The following is a 16,909-nucleotide window of genomic DNA, read 5'->3' as shown; positions in this document are numbered from 1 at the left end:
GCTGCCCAACGTATCGACATAGGTATCAACAATCACCTTTCCAAGTGGTCAAGGTCCGCGTCACCCGATGTCAGATGCAGCAGCATGCGGGTGTTGCCAAGGGTGTTCGGTTTGACGTGTTCCAGATCAAGGAACTCCGCCACACCCTCGTCGTACGAGGCCAGCAACTCGGCGTAGACCTCGGGTGAGACCGGTGTGCCCTGGATGGGGCGGAAACCGTGCCTCGCGAAGAAGTCGACCTCAAAAGTCAGACAGAATACACGCCGCAGCCCCAGATCCTTCGCCTGCCGGACGAGTGCCGAGACGATCCGCCGCCCCACACCCAGCCCCCGGCACGCGGGATCGACGGCCACCGTACGGACCTCGGCGAGGTCCTCCCAGAGCACGTGGAGCGCGCCGCAGCCGACGACCTCCCCGTCCCGCTCGGCCACCCAGAACTCCTGGACGTCCTCGTACAGCGTGACCGTGGCCTTCTCCAGGAGCCGCGGCCCCGCGCCCGCGTAGGTGTCCACGAGACGCCTGATCGCACGCACGTCGGGCGTGCGCGCACGCCTGACCACGACCGCGGTCTCGGGGACTGCCACTTCGGCCACCTGCTCCATGGCTCTCCAGGGTACAGATCTCATTACGGCTCGGCCCTAAATCCCACGTCTCGGGCATCTCATCACATCCCGTGGTCAGGTGAACACGCGCCGACTTGGAGCTTTCCTCCAGACCTCAGCACCCCGAATGCTGGACAAAAGGTGCAGAAGCCCGCTTCCGTACGGCTACCCACGAGATCACCTTGTGACCCTTCAGTTGTGAAACCTCTACAGACTCGGCAGTTCCGGTTGAGCGTGAACCCGGAGTGCATTAGTGTCCAGCGACGATGTTCTCCGCGTAATGCGCGCGGAAAGACACGCCCAATTCCCGCAAGGGAAGCCGGGGAACCAACGGCGGCGAGCACTTGGCGCCACCACTTGGGGTGAATCCGACCATCTCGGTAGGGCTGCTCCGGCCCGAACCCGTCAGCTAACCCGGCCGGCGTCGATGAGAGGAGCTCGGTTGGTGAAGCGGACGTTCGACCGCTCGGGGAGGTCCGGGGGCAGGCACGCCCGCCCCCAGGAGCAGGCCGGGCGCGCACGCCGCCTCGGCGTCATCGGCGTCACCGTCGCCGCGATGCTGTTCGCCGTCCCCGTCGGTTCCGCCGCCGCCGACCCGAAGCCGTCGCTCTCCGAGCTCTCCGACCAGGTGGAGAAGCTGCACGAAGAGATCGAGACGCTGGCCGAGCAGTACAACGAGCAGCGCGAACGGCTGAAGGCCGCCCAGAAGGCCAACGACTCCGCCCAGAAGATCCTGGCCACCAGCGAGTCCGACCTGGCCGCCAAGCGCGCCAGGGCCTCGCTGCTCGCCCAGAACGCCTACATCACCGGCGGCCTGGACAAGGCCCTGGCCTTCGCCCAGTCCGGCGACCCCGAGACCTTCCTCGACCGGGCCGCGACCACGTACGCGCTCGAACAGCAGCAGGGCGAGGAGGTCAACCAGCTCGCCAGGGCCATGGAGGCCGCCGAGCGGGCCAGGGCCGGCGCCAAGACCCGCATCGCCGAGGTCCAGAAGATCGTCACCGATCTGGAGGGCAAGCGCTCGAAGATCACCAAGCTGGTCACCAAGGTCGAGAGCAACCTCTACCGGCGGGCCGTCGGCGAGGCGGGCCGTCCCGGCACCCGGGCCGTACGCGTCAACCTGCCGGTCATCGGCTCCGGCAAGGCCGCCCAGGCCGTCAAGTGGGCCCTGACCCAGCAGCTCAAGCCGTACGTGTGGGGCGCCGAGGGGCCGCGCTCCTACGACTGCTCCGGCCTGGTGATGGCCGCCTACCAGCGTGTGGGCATCTCGCTCCCCCACTACACCGGCGACCAGTGGACGGCCGGCACGCACATCACCAGCCGCGACCAGCTGCGCCCCGGCGACCTGGTGTTCTTCTACACCGACCTGCACCACGTCGGCATCTACATCGGCGGCGGCATGATGGTCCACGCCCCGCGCACGGGTGACGTCGTGCGGGTCGCCCCGATCGGCGGGCGGCCGTTCGCCGGCGGCGTGCGCATCGCGGACTGACCGGCGCCCCACTTCACCCAGCGCCGCTAGATGAGCTGGCGGCGCGCCGCCCATGCCACGGCCTCGATCGCCGTGGCCACGCCGATGCGGTCGCAGATGCCCCTCAGCCTGCGCCGTACGGTCCGTCCGCTGATGTCCAGCCGCCTGCCGACCCGATCGACGGTCACCCCCCTGGCCAGCTCGGCCAGTAACGCCAAATCCGCGTGGCTCAGCTCGACGCCTTCTGTGAGCACATCCACCGGGAGCCCTCCCCCCAACAGCAGAACTCGGACCTTTCAGGCGAAGCAAAGCCGCTCGTCTCGGTGAAGGTAAACGCATCGCGGAAAGGTCGTCAAGCGCCACAATCGGCGCCCTTGACCAGTGCTATTGACATGATCACTTATATGTGACGTACTCCGCATATGTTGGCACGCCGTGGTCCGCTATGAACGGTCCAAACGATCAATTCGGCGGCCCGGTTCCACCTCCGATGAGCGCCACCGACGTGCTGGGTTTTGATCCCTCGGATCCGCAATTTGTGCGCGATCCGTACGTCCGATATCGCGAGCTGCGAGCCGCCGGGCCGATCTTCAGAACGCGCGGCGGGCTGCTCGTCGTGACCACGTACGAGTTGTGCGCGGCCGTGCTGCGCGACCCCGGGTTCGGTCACGGAACGTCCCCGCCGGCGCAGGAAGAGGCAGGTCAGCCCGGCAGGTCGTTCCTGCTCATGGACCCGCCCGAGCACACCCGGTTGCGTGCTCTGGTCAGCCGCGCGTTCACGCCGCGCATGGTGGCCCGCCTCAGGCCGCGGATCGAGGAGATCACCGCCGACCTGATCGGGCGGCTGCCGGAGGAGCCGGAGCTGATTTCCGGCTTCGCGTACCCGCTGCCGGTGATGGTGATCAGCGAGATGCTCGGGGTGCCGCCGGAGGACCACGACCGCTTCCGCGGATGGAGCGAGGCCCTTGCCCGCGGACTTGACCCGATGCTGACAGACGCCCTCATGTCGGAAACGGAGCGTTCCAGGAACGAGTTCCGCGACTACTTCCGCCACCTGATCGCGCGGCGGCGCGAGCGTCCCGGCGAGGACCTCCTGAGCGCCCTCGCACACGTCGAGGAGCTCACCGAGGCCGAGTTGCTGGCGACCTGCGTGCTGCTGCTCGTGGCCGGCCACGAGACCACCGTCAACCTCATCGCGAACGGCGTGCTGAACCTGCTGCGGCACGGCCTGCTGCACCTCGCCGCCGAGCGGCCGAGGGAGGTGGTGGAGGAGGTGCTGCGCTTCGATCCGCCGGTCCAGCTCACCTCCAGGATCGCGCTGGAGGACCGGGAACTGGGCGGGACGCCGGTGCCCGCGGGCTCGGCCGTGCTCGTGCCGATCGGCGCGGCCAATCGCGACCCGGCCGCGTTCGCCGATCCCGACCGGTTCGACCCCTGCCGCGAGCCCGGCCGGCACCTGGCTTTCGGGCTCGGCCTGCACTTCTGCCTGGGCGCGACGCTGGCCAGGATGGAGGGCGAGATCGCGCTGTCGGCGCTGGCCGCGGCGGCGCCGAAGATGGAGGCCGCCGACCCGGAACCGCCGTACAAGGAGAACGTGGTGCTGCGCGGGCTGGCCCGGCTGCCGGTGCGGCTCAGACGGTAGCGTCGTAGCGTTCCCTGGCGGCCTCGACGTCCTCGATGTGCTCCTCGGCCCACGCCTTGATGGCGATGACCAGCGGCATCAGGCTCTGGCCCAGCGGGGTGAGCGCGTAGTCGACGCGCACCGGCACCTGCGGCGTGACCCGGCGCGTCACCAGGCCGTCGCGCTCCAGGCCGCGCAGGGTCTGGGTGAGCATCTTCTGGCTGACCCCCGCGATGTGCCTGGCCAGGTCGCTGTAGCGGCGTTCGCCGGAGGCCAGCGAGCTGAGCACCAGCGTGACCCATTTGTCGCTGAGCCGGGCGAGCAGCTTGCGGGAAGGGCATTCGGCGAAGTAGGCGTCGAAGGCGAGTCTCGCCTGGTCACGCCGCTGCGCCGCCGTCGTGGTCGCCACCGTTTCACTCCTCGCTGTGTGTTACGCACTTCCAGGTGCCTACTTACTGAAAGAGAGTAACTCTTCCTAGGGTCGCGGCATGACGAACATGCGTGCACTCATCGGCGGCTCCGGCGCTCCCCGGCTGGTGTCCGCGCCGCTGCCCGATGCGGGGCCCGGCCAGGTGCGGATCAAGGTGGCCGCGGCCGGGGTCAACCCCTTCGACCTGGCCGTGGCGTCCGGGGCCCTGGCCTCGTACGGGCTGGCCAGGAAGCTCGACTCGTACGGGATCGGCTTCGACGCCGCGGGGACCGTGGACCAGGTGGGCCCGGGGGCCTCCTTCAGCGTGGGAGAGGAGGTCGTGGGGCTCTGCGCGCGGCTGGAGCTGCCGTACAAGGCGCAGGCCGAGTACGTCGTGCTGGACGCCCCGGCGGTGGCCCGCGCCCCGCGTGACGTGAGCCCCGTGCACGCGGCCACGCTGCCGCTGAACGGGCTCACCGCCTGGCAGGCGCTCGACCGGACCGGCGTCGGGCCGGGCGGCACGCTGCTGGTCACGGGGGCGGCTGGAGCCGTCGGAGGCTACCTGGTGGAGCTGGCCGCCGTGCGCGGCGTCAGGGTGGTGGCCGCCGCCGGCGCCGCGGACGAGGAGCTGGTACGCGGCTTCGGGGCGGAATGGTTCGTCCGCCGCGAGGAGGACCTGGCCGAGGCCGTACGGGCCCATGTGCCCGGCGGTGTGGACGCCGTGGTGGACGCGGCCGTGCTGGGCCTGCCCGCGCTCGACGCCGTACGGGACGGCGGAGCGTTCGTGGCGCTCGCGTCGGGGGTCGCGCCGGTGCCGCTGCGCGGGACGGACGTGGCCACCGTGCTGTTCCGCTCGGACGCCCGGCAGCTCGCGGAGCTGGTGCGCCTGGTCGAGGCCGGACGCCTGACGCTACGGGTGGCCGGGACGTACCCGCTGGAGAAGGCCGCCGACGCCCACGCCCGCCTGGCCGAGGGCGGCCTGCGCGGACGGCTGGTGCTGCTGCCCTGACCGCCCTGACCGGCGCCCCGCACCTGCGCGGGGCGCCGTACGGCGGCTCAGTGGGTGGGCTTGACCAACGGGAACAGGATGGTCTCGCGGATGTTCTTGCCGGTGAAGGCCATGATCATCCGGTCGATGCCGGCGCCCATGCCACCCGTGGGCGGCATCGCGTACTCAAGGGCCTGCAGGAAGTCCTCGTCGAGCTGCATCGCCTCAAGGTCGCCGCCCGCGGCCAGCAGCGACTGCTCCACCAGGCGGTGGCGCTGGTCGATCGGGTCGTTGAGCTCGGAGTAGCCGGTGCCGAGCTCGGTGCCGAACCCGATCAGGTCCCACTTCTCGGTCAGCAGCGGGTTGTCGCGGTGGAGACGGGCCAGCGGCGAGGTCTCCAGCGGGTAGTCCATGACGAACGTCGGCTGCACGAGCGTGTGCTCGACCAGCGCCTCGAACAGCTCCTGGACGAGCTTGCCCGACCCCCACTTGGCGTCCCAGTGGACCTCGCGGCGGTCGGCGATCTTCCGCAGCTCCTCAAGCGTGGTCTCGGTGGTGATCTCCTCGCCCACGGCGTCGGACACCAGGTCGTAGAGCCGGACTCGCGGCCACTTCTCCAGGCCGAGGTCGATCTCGACGCCGTCGTGCACGACCACGGTGGTGTCCAGGGCGGCCACGACGGCCTTCTGGTACATGCGCTGCGTCAGGTCGGCGATGTCGTTGTAGTCGAGGTAGGTGCCGTAGGCCTCGAGCATGGTGAACTCGGGGTTGTGCGTGGAGTCGGCGCCCTCGTTGCGGAAGTTGCGGTTGATCTCGAAGACCTTCTCGACGCCGCCGACCACCAGCCGCTTGAGGTAGAGCTCGATCGCGATGCGGAGGTAGAGCTCCATGTCGTAGGCGTTGATGTGGGTCTTGAACGGCCGGGCCGTCGCGCCGCCGTGGATGGGCTGCAACATCGGGGTCTCGACCTCGAGGTAGCCCTCCTCGTGCCAGAAGTCGCGCACCGCGCGCACGGTCGCGCTGCGCACCCGCGCCATCTTCCTGGCCTCGTCGTTGACGATGAGGTCGACGTAGCGCTGGCGCACCCGCGCCTCGGGGTCGGTGAGGCCGACGTGCTTCTCCGGCAGCGGGCGCAGGCACTTGGCGGTGATCTGCCAGCTGTCGGCGAGGATCGACAGCTCGCCGCGGCGCGAGGTGATGACCTCGCCGGTCACGCCGACGTGGTCGCCCAGGTCGACGTCGCGCTTCCAGGCGGCCAGCGACTCCTCGCCGACCTTGTCGAGCGAGATCATGACCTGCAGGTCGGCGCCGCCGTCGCGGAGTGTGGCGAAGCAGAGCTTGCCGCCCACGCGGTTGAGCATGACGCGGCCCGCGACCCCGACCGTCTCACCGGTGGCGGTGTCGGGCTCCAGGCCCTGGTGTTTCTCCTTGACCTCGGCGTTGGTCGCCGTGCGTGGGAAGTTCACCGGGTAAGGGTCGACGCCCTCGCTGCGGAGGCGGTCGAGCTTTTCCCTCCGGATGCGCATCTGCTCTGGAAGTTCCTCGCTCACAACAACAAAGCGTAGGGGATACGGCGAACTGCAAGCGCTCGTGACGGTTCCCTGCAGGGGCGCTGCAAGGACCCTTTTGTACCAATGACTCACGAGCTCCGGGGGGAGCCGGCAAGGAGCCGGCCCGAGGGGAGCTCCGGGAGAGATCATGATGAAGAAGATCGCGACGGGCATCCTCGCCATCGCCGCCACCAGCGCCGTGGCCCTGTCGCTTCCTTCGGCCGCCAGCGCCACCACCGCCGACTTCGACGACTACTCCGACTACTGGGGCCCGGTGTACGCCAAGCAGCACCTGGCCAAGGCCCAGGGTCACGTCAGCGTCGAGTGGGACGAGGAGGACTCCAACGACGTCCACGTCACCGGCCGGCTGTACGACCTGGACGACCGCGACTACGACGAGGGCGGCAAGTGCGCGTACGTGAAGTTCCAGGCCGAGGACTCCGACGGCGACTGGTCCACGGTCTACACCAGGAAGTACTGCGGGTCCCCGGGCTACAAGAAGTTCCACTTCGAGGAGAACGACGTCTTCACCCTGCGCGTCAAGGTCTGCCAGGTTCCCGAGCAGGGCACCTTCGCCACCAGGTGCGGCCCGTGGAGCGAGCTCTACAGCGCCGAGGACGCGTGACCCTCATAGGTGACATCACGACCGACAGGCGGCCCCCTTCTCGAACGGGGGCCGCTTGTCACGTTCTAAGCGGTATTGCGGTGATAAATCAGGCGCAAGCCGATGAGGGTCAGCCACGGCTCGTGCACGTCGATCGAGCGCGACTCGCCGACCACCAGCGCCGCGTGGCCGCCGGTCGCCACGACGGTCACCTCGTCGGGGTCGTCGGCCAGCTCGGCGGCCATGCGCTCGACGATGCCGTCGACCTGGCCGGCGAAGCCGTAGATGATGCCGGCCTGCAACGCCTCGACCGTGTTCTTGGCGATCACCGAGCGCGGCCTGACCAGCTCGACCTTGTGCAACTGGGCGCCGGCGGCGGCCAGGGCGTCGACCGAGATCTCGATGCCGGGGGCGGTGACCGCCCCGACGTACTCGCCCTTGGCCGACACCGCGTCGAAGGAGGTGGCGGTGCCGAAGTCGACGATGATGCACGGGCCGCCGTACTGGTCGATGGCGGCCAGGGCGTTCACGATGCGGTCGCTGCCCACCTCTTTGGGGTTGTCCATGCGCACCGGCACGCCCGTGCGCACGCCGGGCTCCACGATGACGGCGGTGACGTCGCCGTAGTAGCGGCGGCACATCTCCCGCATCTCGTTGAGCACGCTCGGCACGGTCGAGCAGATGGCGATGCCGCTGATGTCGGCGCCCTTGAGCAGGGGTGACTGGGCCAGCAGCCCCTGGAGGACGACGGCGATCTCGTCGGCGGTGCGGCGGGCGTCGGTGGCCAGCCTCCAATGCTCGATGACGTCCTCGCCCTCGAACAGCCCCAGCACCGTGTGCGTGTTGCCGACGTCGATCGTGAGCAGCATCAATTACCCCCGCAAATCCAGTGCGATGTCCAGGGCCGGCGCCGAGTGGGTGAGCGCTCCCACCGCAAGGTAGTCAACGCCAGTTTCAGCCACATCACGAGCCGATTCCAAGGTCAATCCCCCACTCGCTTCAAGCGCAACCCTGTTTTTCGCCCGACTTTTCACGATTTGTACGGCATGTACGGTGTCCTCGACCGTGAAGTTGTCCAGCAGGATCTCCTCCGCGCCTTCGTCCAGCAGGGGCTCCAGCTGGTCGAGCCGGTCGATCTCGACCTCGATCGGCACCTCGGGGAAGCGCTCCCGCACCGCGCGGTACGCCTCGGCCACGCCGCCGGCCGCCACCACGTGGTTGTCCTTGATCAGGGCCGCGTCCGACAGCGACATGCGGTGGTTGACGCCGCCGCCGCAGCGCACGGCGTACTTCTCCAGGGACCGCAGACCCGGCAGGGTCTTGCGGCTGTCGCGCACCCGCGCCCGCGTGCCCTCGATCGCGGCCACCCACCTGGCGGTCAGCGTGGCCACCCCGGACAGGTGCGTGAGCAGGTTGAGCGCGGTGCGCTCGGCGGTCAGCACGGCCCGCGTGGGGCCCTCGACCGTCATCAGCACGTCGCCGGCCGCCACCCGCTCGCCGTCCTTGGCCCGCCGCTCGGTCCGGCCGGCGCCCAGCCGGAGGAAGACCGCCTCGGCCACGGCCAGCCCGGCCACCACGCCGTCCTTGCGGGCCACCACGTCGGCGGCCGAACGCTGCTCGGCCGGGATCGTGGCCAGGCTGGTGACGTCGCCCGCCTCCTGCAGGTCCTCTTCGAGCGCGCGGTCGATCAGCGCGTCGACCTCGGCCGGGTCGAGCCCGGCGGCGGTCAGCTCCTGCGCCAGCCGCGGCGGCATCGCCTCGCCGTGCGGGGTGTACGTCATGCGAAGGCCCTCCTCGGTCAGGGTCACGTCCAGGTGACCCAGCCACTCATTGTCGTCCCGGCTCTCGTGGTCCTCGCGCCAGTGGGAGCCGCGCGTCTCCAGCCTGGCCGCCGCCACGCCGGTCAGGACGGCGGCGACGGTGAGGAGGTTGCTCGCCTCCCATGACTCGGTGCAGGCGGGCACCTCGACCGGCGTCCAGAGGGCGTCGCGCAGCGCCTTCGACGTGGCCTGCAGCGACGCGCGGCTGCGCAGCACCCCGGCGCCGGCGCTCATGTGCGCCTGGATCCTGGGCCTGACCCTGGGGTCCACCAGGCCCGTCGCGGCCCGCCCGGCGACCGGCTCGCCCGGCTCGGGACGCGTCCGGTGGATGTCCTCGGCGATGCGCTCGGCGAAGACCAGGCCCTCAAGGAGCGAGTTCGAGGCCAGCCGGTTGGCGCCGTGGACGCCGGTGCAGGCCACCTCGCCGCAGGCGTACAGACCCTCGATCGAGGTACGGCCGGACAGGTCGGCGCGGACGCCGCCGCTGGCGTAGTGGGCGGCCGGGGAGACGGGGATCGGCTCGGTCACCGGGTCGATGCCGTGCTCCCGGCAGACGGCGTAGATGGTGGGGAAGCGGCTCTCCCACTTGTCCCTGCCGAAGTGGCGGCCGTCGAGGAAGACGTGGTCGCGGCAGGTCTCGCTCATGACCCTGGTGATCGCCTTGGCCACGACGTCGCGCGGGGCCAGGTCGGCCAGCTCGTGCACGCCCTGCATGAACCGGTTGCCCTCGTGGTCGACGAGGAAGGCGCCCTCGCCCCTGACCGCCTCGGAGATCAGCGGCTGCTGGCCGGTCGAGCCCTCCCCCAGCCACAACACGGTCGGGTGGAACTGCACGAACTCGATGTCGCGCACGACCGCCCCCGCCCTGAGCGCGAGCGCCACGCCGTCGCCGGTGGACACCACCGGGTTGGTGGTCGCGGCGTAGACCTGGCCCATGCCGCCGGTGGCCAGCACCACCGCCCGCGCCAGGACCGCCCCGACGCCGTCACGCGCGCCCTCGCCCATGACGTGCAGGGTCACGCCCCTGGCCCGGCCGCGGGCGTCCTTGAGCAGGTCGAGCACGAGCGCGTGCTCGATCACCTCGATCGATCTCGCGCGCACCGCCTCGACCAGCGCCCGCTGCACCTCGGCGCCCGTGGCGTCGCCGCCGGCGTGCACGATCCGGTGGCGACGGTGGCCGCCTTCCCTGGTGAGCTGGAGCTCGCCGTCGGGGGTGCGGTCGAATCGGGCGCCGCGCTCGATGAGCCGCCGCAGCGCGCCCGGCCCCTCGGTCACCAGGGTTCGCACGGCTCTGGTGTCGCACAGCCCGACCCCGGCGAGCAACGTGTCGCTCAGGTGCTCGTCGGGGGTGTCGCGTGGGTCCAGCACGGCGGCGATGCCCCCCTGGGCCCACTTGGTGGACCCGGCGGACAGCACGTCCTTGGTGACGACCAGGACCTTGGCCGCCGGATCCAGCTCGGCATGGCGCAGCGCCACGGTCAGGCCCGCGACGCCGGAGCCGACGACGACCACGTCCGCTTCGACCGTCCAGCCGGGTTCGGGGGCCGTCAGACGCCGGGGAATCGCCGGTGCACTCATGGGGGTCTCCTCACTGAGGCGATTTCGTCACTATGACGATAACGCCTGCCGCAGCGTGGACATGCCCCGGGGGCACCGTACGGATCAGGGACGAAGGCTCAGGACGACGTTGTCGATCAACCGGGTGCCGCCCACCCGGGCCGCCACGGCGAGCACGGCCGAGCCCTCGTAGGCGTCGTCGACCTCCTTGAACGTGGCCGGATCGACCAGCGCCAGGTAGTCGAGGTCGAGGTCGGGGCCGGCCTCGTCGAGCACCGCGCGGGCGGTGGACCGGATCGCGCCGGCGGTGAGCTCGGCCGCGCCCGCCCGCAGGGCGCGGGACAGGGCCAGCGCGACCGTGCGGTCACGCGCCGACAGGTAGCGGTTGCGGCTGGACATGGCCAGGCCGTCGGGCTCGCGCACGGTGGGCGCGCCGACGATCTCGACGGCCAGGTCGAGGTCGGCCACCATGCGGCGGATGACGGCGAGCTGCTGGGCGTCCTTCTGGCCGAAGATCGCCACGTCGGGGCGGACCAGGTTGAACAGCTTGAGCACCACCGTCAGCACGCCGTCGAAGTGGCCCGGTCTGGAGGCGCCCTCGACGATCGTGCCCATCTCGCCCGCGCAGACGCTCACCTGCCGGTCGGGGCGGTACATGTCCTCCGGCGAGGGCGCGAACACGACGTGCACGCCCTCCTCCCGGCACACGTCCAGGTCGGCGTCGAACGTACGGGGATAGCGTGAAAAATCCTCGTTAGGACCGAATTGCAGCGGGTTGACGAAGATGCTGACCACGACCTGGTCGGCGCGTACCCGGGCGGCCCTGATCAGCGACCGGTGGCCCTCGTGCAGCGCGCCCATGGTCGGGACCAGCGCCACGCTGCCCGTGCCACGGACCTTCGCCAGGTCGTCCCGGTTGCCGGCCACGATCAGATCCATTGCTGCCCTCCACACCCGACGGTCAGGTCCATATATTGCCCCCAAGCGCGTCGAGCAGCCGCTCCGCCTCCTCCGGTTTGAGCAGCCCCGCGGCCAGCGCCCGGTCGGCGGTGAGCCGGGCCAGCGCGATGTAGGCGTCGGCGGCCTCGGGGGCGGCCAGGATCAGCGCGTCGACGTGTTTGCGCACCGTGCCGGCGTCGCCGCGGACGACCGGCCCGGTCAGCCCGGCGATGCCCAGCCGCAGCACGTTGTCGAGCGCCGCGCCGAGCAGCGGGCCCAGCATCCGGCCCGGGTGCTCGACGCCGATGCGCCCGAGCAGCTCCTCGGACTCGGCGATGAGCGTGACCATGTGGTTGGCGGCGTTGGCCAGGGCCGCGTGGTAGAGCGCGCGGTCGCTCTCGGCGATCCAGACCGGCTCGCCGCCCATCTCGATCACCAGCGCCTCGGCGACCGGCCGCAGCATGTCGGGCGCGGTGACGCCGAACGAGATGCCGGTGATCTTGTTGAGGTCGTCGTCGCGGCCGGTGAAGGTCATGACCGGGTGGAGCGCGAGCGGCAGCGCGCCCACCCCGGCGGCGGGTTCGAGCACCGACAGGCCGTACGCGCCGCTGGTGTGGACGAGCAGCTTGCCCTGCAGGTCGGCGCCCGTACGGGCCAGGCCGGCCACGAGGTCGGGCAGCGCGTCGTCGGGGACGGTCAGCAGGATGAGCTGGGCGGCGGCCACCACCTCGTCGGGCCGCGTCAGCTCCACCCCGAGCCGCTCGGCGGCCCACCTCCGCGACCTGTCGGAGACCCCGCTCGCGGCGACGATCCGGTGGCCCGCCTGCGCCAGCGCGGCGCCGAGCGCGGAGCCGACCTTGCCCGCGCCGAGCACGCCGACGGTCAGCCGTGCCGGGCGATCACCTGCGTCCATGACGTCTCACCCCTGTCGACCGTGATGGCACTGCCGACCAGCGTAACCGGCGGGCGGCGGCGCACATGTCAGGGGCCGACGAACGCGGTCAGGCATGTCCGCCGCTTTACCGCGCGTTGAGTTAACGACAAATGCGACAGGGGCATACGAATCGTGCACCCCCTGTCGAAAGAGATGAGGAGAGGGGTCCACGCACGACGACGGGCGCCGAGTCCTGACAACCCGACGCCCGCCTGGATGCGACCTCTTGGAGGTGCACTGACCGGTCATCCGCCGACTGACCGGCCGGGATCAGAGCCCGGACCGCGCGCGAGCGGTCCGGGCTCTCCCTGACTCAGCGGCTGTAGACCGCGGTGTTGGGGCTCCCCTGGCAGCCGTTGATCGGCACGGCCTGGATGCCGATGTTGTTGCCGCAGACGGGCACGACGGCGGTGATGGGGAGGTGGATCGGGCTGCCGCTCAGGATGCCGTTGTTGCCGTGGGTGACGTCGTCGGCGTACGCGGGGGCCGCCAGCGCCAGCAGGGCAATGGCACCTGCCATGACCAGAGTCTTCTTCACGGGGGGCTCCTCTCAGTATGCGGCCGGGGCGGCCGCAATGCTTTGGTGGAGCGAACCGGCTCGCCGCTTACCGCGGATGGGCGAAACGCAGTCGCTCGGTGACAGTACGTAAACGTTAGCGCAATGTAGCGACCAAGTGTAGTCAATCAATGACTTAGCGTGTTGATGGCTTGAGTCATGAGATAGTCAGCGTCATGTGGCTCACCTGGCGCGCCGCCACAGAGCGCGCGCTCTACGGCGAGGAGGGTTTCTACCTCCGCGAACGTCCTTCGGGCCACTTCCGCACCTCGGTCGGGGCCTCCGCCGTGTTCGCGGAGGCGGTCCTGGCCCTGCTGACGGAGGTCGACTCCGACCTCGGCTGCCCCGAGTGGCTCGACCTGGTCGACATCGGCTCGGGCGAGGGCGTGCTGGTCCGCCGCGTCCTCGACCTGGCCGAGCCCGCTCTGCGCGACCGGCTCCGGGTCACGTGCGTCGACCTGTCACCCAGGCCCCCTGGCCTGCCCGACGAGGTCGAGTGGCGCCGCTGCCTGCCGTCCAGCATCACCGGCCTGGCCGTCGCCAACGAGTGGCTCGACAACATCCCGCTCGACGTGGCCGAGCAGACCTCCGGCGGCCCGCGGCTGGTCATGGTCAACACCCGCACCGGGGAGGAGCGCCTCGGCGGCCCGCTGCGGCCCGCCGACCGCGAATGGCTCGACCGCTGGTGGCCGCTGCCGCACGTGGGCACCCGCGCCGAGATCGGCCGCCCCCGTGACGACGCCTGGGCCTCCGTTCTGGTACGCCTCGCCCGCGGCCGGGCGATAGCCGTGGATTATGCACACCCTGTGGATAACCGACCGCTCTGTGGCACGCTGACCGGTTACCGCGACGGCGCGGTCGTCGCCCCCGTCCCCGACGGGACCTGCGACATCACCGCCCACGTCGCGCTCGACGCGTGCGCCGAGGCCGGGCGGCGGGCCGGCGCGATATCCACAACCTTGTCCACACAGCGTGACATGTTGCGGGCGCTGGGCCTCACCGGCGCCCGGCCGCCGGTCGACCTCGCCCGCACCGATCCGCGCGGCTACGTGCGCGCGTTGGCGAGGGCGTCGGAGGAGGGCGAGCTGATCGATCCGGCCGGGCTCGGCGGGTTCGGCTGGCTCACCCAGAGCCGGTGACGTCGAGGTCGAGCGAGCGCAGGCCGCGGATGACGAAGCCCGGCTTGTAGACCGGCTCCGCGCGCAGCTCGATCGTCCCGACCCGGTCCAGCAGGGCGGTGAACGACTCCGTCAGCTCGATCCTGGCCAGCGGCGCGCCCAGGCAGAAGTGGATGCCGGCGCCGAAGGAGATGTGCGGGTTGTCCGGACGGCCCAGGTCGAGCCGGTCCGGGTCCTCGAACACCTCGGGGTCCCTGTTGGCCGAGCCGAACAGGCAGGCGACCTCCGAGCCGCGCGGGATCCGCACGCCGTGCACCTCGATGTCCTCCAGCACCCAGCGCTCGAAGAGCTGCAGCGGGGTGTCGTAGCGCAGCAGCTCCTCGACGGCGGTCGGCAGCAGCGAACGGTCGGCGCGCAGCCGGGCCAGCTCGCCCGGGTTCTTCAGCAGGGCCCGCCAGCCGTTGCCGGTGACGTTGACCGTGGCCTCGTGGCCCGCGTTGAGCAGCAGCACGCAGGTGCCGGCCAGCTCGTCGAGGGTCAGCTCGGGGATCGCGGCCAGGGCGCTGACCAGGTCCTCGCCAGGGTTCGCGAGCCGGTCGCGGGCCAGGTCCTTGAGGTAGGACTCGAACTCCTCGGCGGCGCGCACCGCCTGGTGCTGGGTCTCCAGGCTGGGGTTGAGCTCGTACATGCCGCACATGTCGGCCGACCACGGGCGCAGCAGGTGACGGTCCTGCTCGGGGACGCCGAGCATCTCGGCGATGACGGTGACCGGCAGCGGCTCGGCGACCTCGGCGATCAGGTCGCCGCCGCCCTTCTCGACGTAGGCGTCGATCAGGCTCTCGGCGATGGCCCGGACGCGCGGGCGCAGCGACTCGACCATGCGCGGCGTGAACGCCTTGGACACCAGCCGGCGCAGCCTCGTGTGGTCCGGCGGCTCGACCTCCAGCATGCCGTTCCTGCTGACCCGCCAGAAGGCTTCCTGGAACTCCGGCGCGGGCTGCCGGCCGAACTCCTCGTGCGTGGCGACGTGGGTGTAGTCGCGGCCCAGCCGCCGGTCCCTGAGCAGCGCGTTCACGTCCGCGTGCCGGGAGATCAGCCACTGGTTGGACGGCTCGAAGTAGCGGACGGGCGCCTCGCGCCTCAGCTCGTCGTACGCCGGATAGGGGTCGACGACGAAATCCGGATTCCAGGGATCAAAGCGCACCATTTCATCTTATGAGACGGGTTGACCTGCTGAGCTTGCGAATCATGCCCGGGTGTCGGTTATAGTGCCGTCGTAGGTCATGAGTGCCAGCGACAAGCCCCGGCTAGCTGGCCGGCAACCCTCGCGTCCGCGGCGGGGTGCCCCGGGTGAAGACCTGGTCCGTCACGAGGTGTGGCGGGCAAGCGCGGGCTCCGTGGCTGCTCCCAGGGGTCCGACCGACCCGTGAGGAGCTGTGCCGTGTCCACGCTGACGATCTTCAACTCCGTTCCCGCCCAGGCCGCCGCCGAGGGCCCCGCCCCCGCCGCCGTCTCCGGACGGTCGATCCCCGCCGTGCTCGGCGCCGACCTCGAAGTGCCGGTCAAGGGCGGCCGGCTGGTGAGCTACGCCAACCTCGACTACGCGGCCAGCGCCCCCTGTCTTGAGCCGGTCAGCGCCGCCGTCGCCGCCGCGCTCCCGGCCTACTCCAGCGTCCACCGCGGCGCGGGCTACGCCTCCCAGCTCACCACCGCCCGGTACGAGCAGGCCCGCCACACGGTCCGGGCCTTCGTCGGCGCCCGCCCGGACGACGCCGTCATCTTCACCCGCAACACCACCGACGCCACCAACCTGCTGGCCGGCTGCCTGCCCGAGGGCACGACCGTCGTCGTCTTCGACTCCGAGCACCACGCCTCGCTGCTGCCCTGGGAGCGGTCCGTGCGCCTGGCGCCGCCCGCCTTCCCGGGCGAGGCCGTCCGCGCCGCCGACGAGGCGCTGGCCGGGATCGAGGGCCCCAAGCTGCTCGTGGTCACCGCCGCCTCCAACGTCACCGGCGAGCTGTGGCCCATCGCCGCCCTCGCCCACATCGCCCACCGGCACGGCGCCCGGATCCTGGTGGACGCGGCCCAGCTCGTCCCGCACCGCAGGCTCAACCTGACCGCGCTCGACCTGGACTACGTGGCCTTCTCCGGCCACAAGCTGTACGCGCCCTTCGGCGCCGGCGTGCTGGTCGGACGCCGTGACTGGCTGGCGGCGGGCGAGCCGTACCTGAAGGGCGGCGGCGCGGTGCGCTCGGTGGGCGAGACCACCGAGTGGCACGACGACCCCGAGCCCCGCCACGAGGCCGGCACCCCCAACGTGCTCGGCGCCATCGCCCTGGCCGCCGCCTGCGACGCGCTCACCGCCACGGGGTGGACGGAGCTGGTGCGCGAGGAGGAGCGGCTGATCGCCCGGCTGCGTACCGGTCTGGCCTCGATCGACGGGGTGCGCGAGCTGTCGTTGTGGGGCGAGGACCACCCGCGGGTGGGGATCGTGTCGTTCGTCGTGGACGGCTACTCGGCCCGGGAGGTGGCCGAGGCGCTGTCCGGCGAGTACGGCATCGGCGTGCGGGACGGGAAGTTCTGCGCACACCCGTTCGTCCGGCACCTGCTGGGCACCTCCGACGGCGGCTGCGAGGACGGCACCGCCTCTGCGGTCCGCGCCTCCATCGGCATCGGCAGCACGCAGGAGCACGTCGACCGCCTGATCGAGGCCCTGCGCGACCTGGTCAGCCGCTGACGC

16 protein-coding genes and 2 riboswitches are annotated in these 16,909 nt (G+C 70.9%); of the genes, 6 read left to right on the top strand and 10 right to left on the bottom strand.

The window, feature by feature from the left end; genetic code table 11:
• Positions 1-32: 32 nt before the first annotated feature.
• Positions 33-602 (bottom strand): amino-acid N-acetyltransferase, encoded by a 570-nt coding sequence (locus ABT158_RS28850; RefSeq protein WP_352325867.1) that lies wholly within the window; start codon positions 600-602, stop codon positions 33-35.
• Positions 603-889: 287 nt separating this feature from the next.
• Positions 890-1,041: riboswitch (cyclic di-AMP (ydaO/yuaA leader) on the top strand.
• Positions 1,042-1,047: 6 nt separating this feature from the next.
• On the opposite strand from ABT158_RS28850, the gene ABT158_RS28845 reads away from it, so the two are divergent.
• Positions 1,048-2,094: a C40 family peptidase gene (locus ABT158_RS28845; RefSeq protein WP_352358589.1), complete on the top strand. Its 1,047-nt coding sequence runs from the start codon at positions 1,048-1,050 to the stop codon at positions 2,092-2,094.
• A gap of 26 nt (positions 2,095-2,120) precedes the next feature.
• On the opposite strand, the gene ABT158_RS28840 is transcribed toward ABT158_RS28845, so the two are convergent.
• Positions 2,121-2,333: a helix-turn-helix domain-containing protein gene (locus ABT158_RS28840; RefSeq protein ID WP_132597751.1), complete on the bottom strand. Its 213-nt coding sequence runs from the start codon at positions 2,331-2,333 to the stop codon at positions 2,121-2,123.
• Positions 2,334-2,611: 278 nt separating this feature from the next.
• On the opposite strand from ABT158_RS28840, the gene ABT158_RS28835 reads away from it, so the two are divergent.
• Entirely contained in the window at positions 2,612-3,715 is a 1,104-nt protein-coding gene (locus tag ABT158_RS28835; RefSeq protein ID WP_352358587.1) for a cytochrome P450, read from the top strand.
• On the opposite strand, the gene ABT158_RS28830 is transcribed toward ABT158_RS28835, so the two are convergent.
• Positions 3,705-4,103 carry a winged helix-turn-helix transcriptional regulator gene (locus ABT158_RS28830; RefSeq protein WP_352358585.1) on the bottom strand — a complete coding sequence of 133 codons (399 nt, stop codon included), beginning with the start codon at positions 4,101-4,103 and terminating at the stop codon, positions 3,705-3,707. The two genes, ABT158_RS28835 and ABT158_RS28830, sit on opposite strands and share 11 nt — an antisense overlap.
• A gap of 79 nt (positions 4,104-4,182) precedes the next feature.
• Here ABT158_RS28830 and ABT158_RS28825 point away from each other — a divergent pair, with 79 nt between their 5' ends.
• Complete coding sequence (locus tag ABT158_RS28825; protein WP_352358583.1) at positions 4,183-5,112, top strand: NADP-dependent oxidoreductase; 930 nt, start codon at positions 4,183-4,185, stop codon at positions 5,110-5,112.
• A 47-nt stretch (positions 5,113-5,159) separates the two neighbouring features.
• Here the strand turns inward: ABT158_RS28825 and lysX are convergent, their stop codons facing one another.
• Complete coding sequence (gene lysX / locus ABT158_RS28820; RefSeq protein WP_352358581.1) at positions 5,160-6,641, bottom strand: bifunctional lysylphosphatidylglycerol synthetase/lysine--tRNA ligase LysX; 1,482 nt, start codon at positions 6,639-6,641, stop codon at positions 5,160-5,162.
• A gap of 148 nt (positions 6,642-6,789) precedes the next feature.
• On the opposite strand from lysX, the gene ABT158_RS28815 reads away from it, so the two are divergent.
• Entirely contained in the window at positions 6,790-7,266 is a 477-nt protein-coding gene (locus ABT158_RS28815) for a hypothetical protein (protein ID WP_352358579.1), read from the top strand.
• Between the two features lie 65 nt (positions 7,267-7,331).
• Here ABT158_RS28815 and ABT158_RS28810 read toward each other — a convergent pair whose 3' ends face one another.
• The 5 genes from ABT158_RS28810 to ABT158_RS28790 form a co-directional block, all read right to left on the bottom strand.
• Positions 7,332-8,114 (bottom strand): type III pantothenate kinase, encoded by a 783-nt coding sequence (locus ABT158_RS28810; protein WP_352318636.1) that lies wholly within the window; start codon positions 8,112-8,114, stop codon positions 7,332-7,334.
• A gap of 3 nt (positions 8,115-8,117) precedes the next feature.
• Positions 8,118-10,643 (bottom strand): L-aspartate oxidase, encoded by a 2,526-nt coding sequence (locus tag ABT158_RS28805; protein WP_352358576.1) that lies wholly within the window; start codon positions 10,641-10,643, stop codon positions 8,118-8,120.
• Positions 10,644-10,727: 84 nt separating this feature from the next.
• Positions 10,728-11,561 (bottom strand): pantoate--beta-alanine ligase, encoded by an 834-nt coding sequence (gene panC, locus ABT158_RS28800; protein ID WP_352358574.1) that lies wholly within the window; start codon positions 11,559-11,561, stop codon positions 10,728-10,730.
• Positions 11,562-11,583: 22 nt separating this feature from the next.
• On the bottom strand, positions 11,584-12,474 hold the full coding sequence (locus ABT158_RS28795; protein ID WP_352358572.1) for a Rossmann-like and DUF2520 domain-containing protein: 891 nt from the start codon (positions 12,472-12,474) through the stop codon (positions 11,584-11,586).
• Positions 12,475-12,808: 334 nt separating this feature from the next.
• Positions 12,809-13,033 (bottom strand): chaplin family protein, encoded by a 225-nt coding sequence (locus ABT158_RS28790; RefSeq protein ID WP_352358570.1) that lies wholly within the window; start codon positions 13,031-13,033, stop codon positions 12,809-12,811.
• 194 nt (positions 13,034-13,227) lie between these two features.
• On the opposite strand from ABT158_RS28790, the gene ABT158_RS28785 reads away from it, so the two are divergent.
• On the top strand, positions 13,228-14,190 hold the full coding sequence (locus ABT158_RS28785; RefSeq protein ID WP_352358568.1) for an SAM-dependent methyltransferase: 963 nt from the start codon (positions 13,228-13,230) through the stop codon (positions 14,188-14,190).
• Here the strand turns inward: ABT158_RS28785 and ABT158_RS28780 are convergent.
• Positions 14,174-15,376 carry a cytochrome P450 gene (locus ABT158_RS28780; protein ID WP_352358566.1) on the bottom strand — a complete coding sequence of 401 codons (1,203 nt, stop codon included), beginning with the start codon at positions 15,374-15,376 and terminating at the stop codon, positions 14,174-14,176. The two genes, ABT158_RS28785 and ABT158_RS28780, sit on opposite strands and share 17 nt — an antisense overlap.
• Before the next feature lie 72 nt (positions 15,377-15,448).
• Positions 15,449-15,564, top strand: a riboswitch (SAM riboswitch).
• Positions 15,565-15,610: 46 nt separating this feature from the next.
• Between ABT158_RS28780 and ABT158_RS28775 the strand changes: the two genes are divergently transcribed.
• Complete coding sequence (locus ABT158_RS28775; RefSeq protein WP_502911578.1) at positions 15,611-16,906, top strand: aminotransferase class V-fold PLP-dependent enzyme; 1,296 nt, start codon at positions 15,611-15,613, stop codon at positions 16,904-16,906.
• The last annotated feature ends 3 nt before the right edge of the window (positions 16,907-16,909 follow it).

It is taken from the genome of Nonomuraea sp. NPDC001636, assembly GCF_040298265.1.
Taxonomy (GTDB): Bacteria; Actinomycetota; Actinomycetes; order Streptosporangiales; family Streptosporangiaceae; genus Nonomuraea.
The sequence above is the reverse complement of the archived record's forward strand: the minus strand, read 5'-3'. Positions and strand labels throughout refer to the sequence as shown.

Coding starts and splice junctions, on each gene's coding strand:
- ABT158_RS28850 (WP_352325867.1), bottom strand. CDS start 602: ATGGAGCAGGTGGCCGAAGTGGCAGTCCCCGAGACCGCGGTCGTGGTC.
- ABT158_RS28825 (WP_352358583.1), top strand. CDS start 4,183: ATGACGAACATGCGTGCACTCATCGGCGGCTCCGGCGCTCCCCGGCTG.
- ABT158_RS28815 (WP_352358579.1), top strand. CDS start 6,790: ATGATGAAGAAGATCGCGACGGGCATCCTCGCCATCGCCGCCACCAGC.
- ABT158_RS28810 (WP_352318636.1), bottom strand. CDS start 8,114: ATGCTGCTCACGATCGACGTCGGCAACACGCACACGGTGCTGGGGCTG.
- ABT158_RS28805 (WP_352358576.1), bottom strand. CDS start 10,643: ATGAGTGCACCGGCGATTCCCCGGCGTCTGACGGCCCCCGAACCCGGC.
- panC (WP_352358574.1), bottom strand. CDS start 11,561: ATGGATCTGATCGTGGCCGGCAACCGGGACGACCTGGCGAAGGTCCGT.
- ABT158_RS28795 (WP_352358572.1), bottom strand. CDS start 12,474: ATGGACGCAGGTGATCGCCCGGCACGGCTGACCGTCGGCGTGCTCGGC.
- ABT158_RS28785 (WP_352358568.1), top strand. CDS start 13,228: ATGTGGCTCACCTGGCGCGCCGCCACAGAGCGCGCGCTCTACGGCGAG.
- ABT158_RS28780 (WP_352358566.1), bottom strand. CDS start 15,376: ATGGTGCGCTTTGATCCCTGGAATCCGGATTTCGTCGTCGACCCCTAT.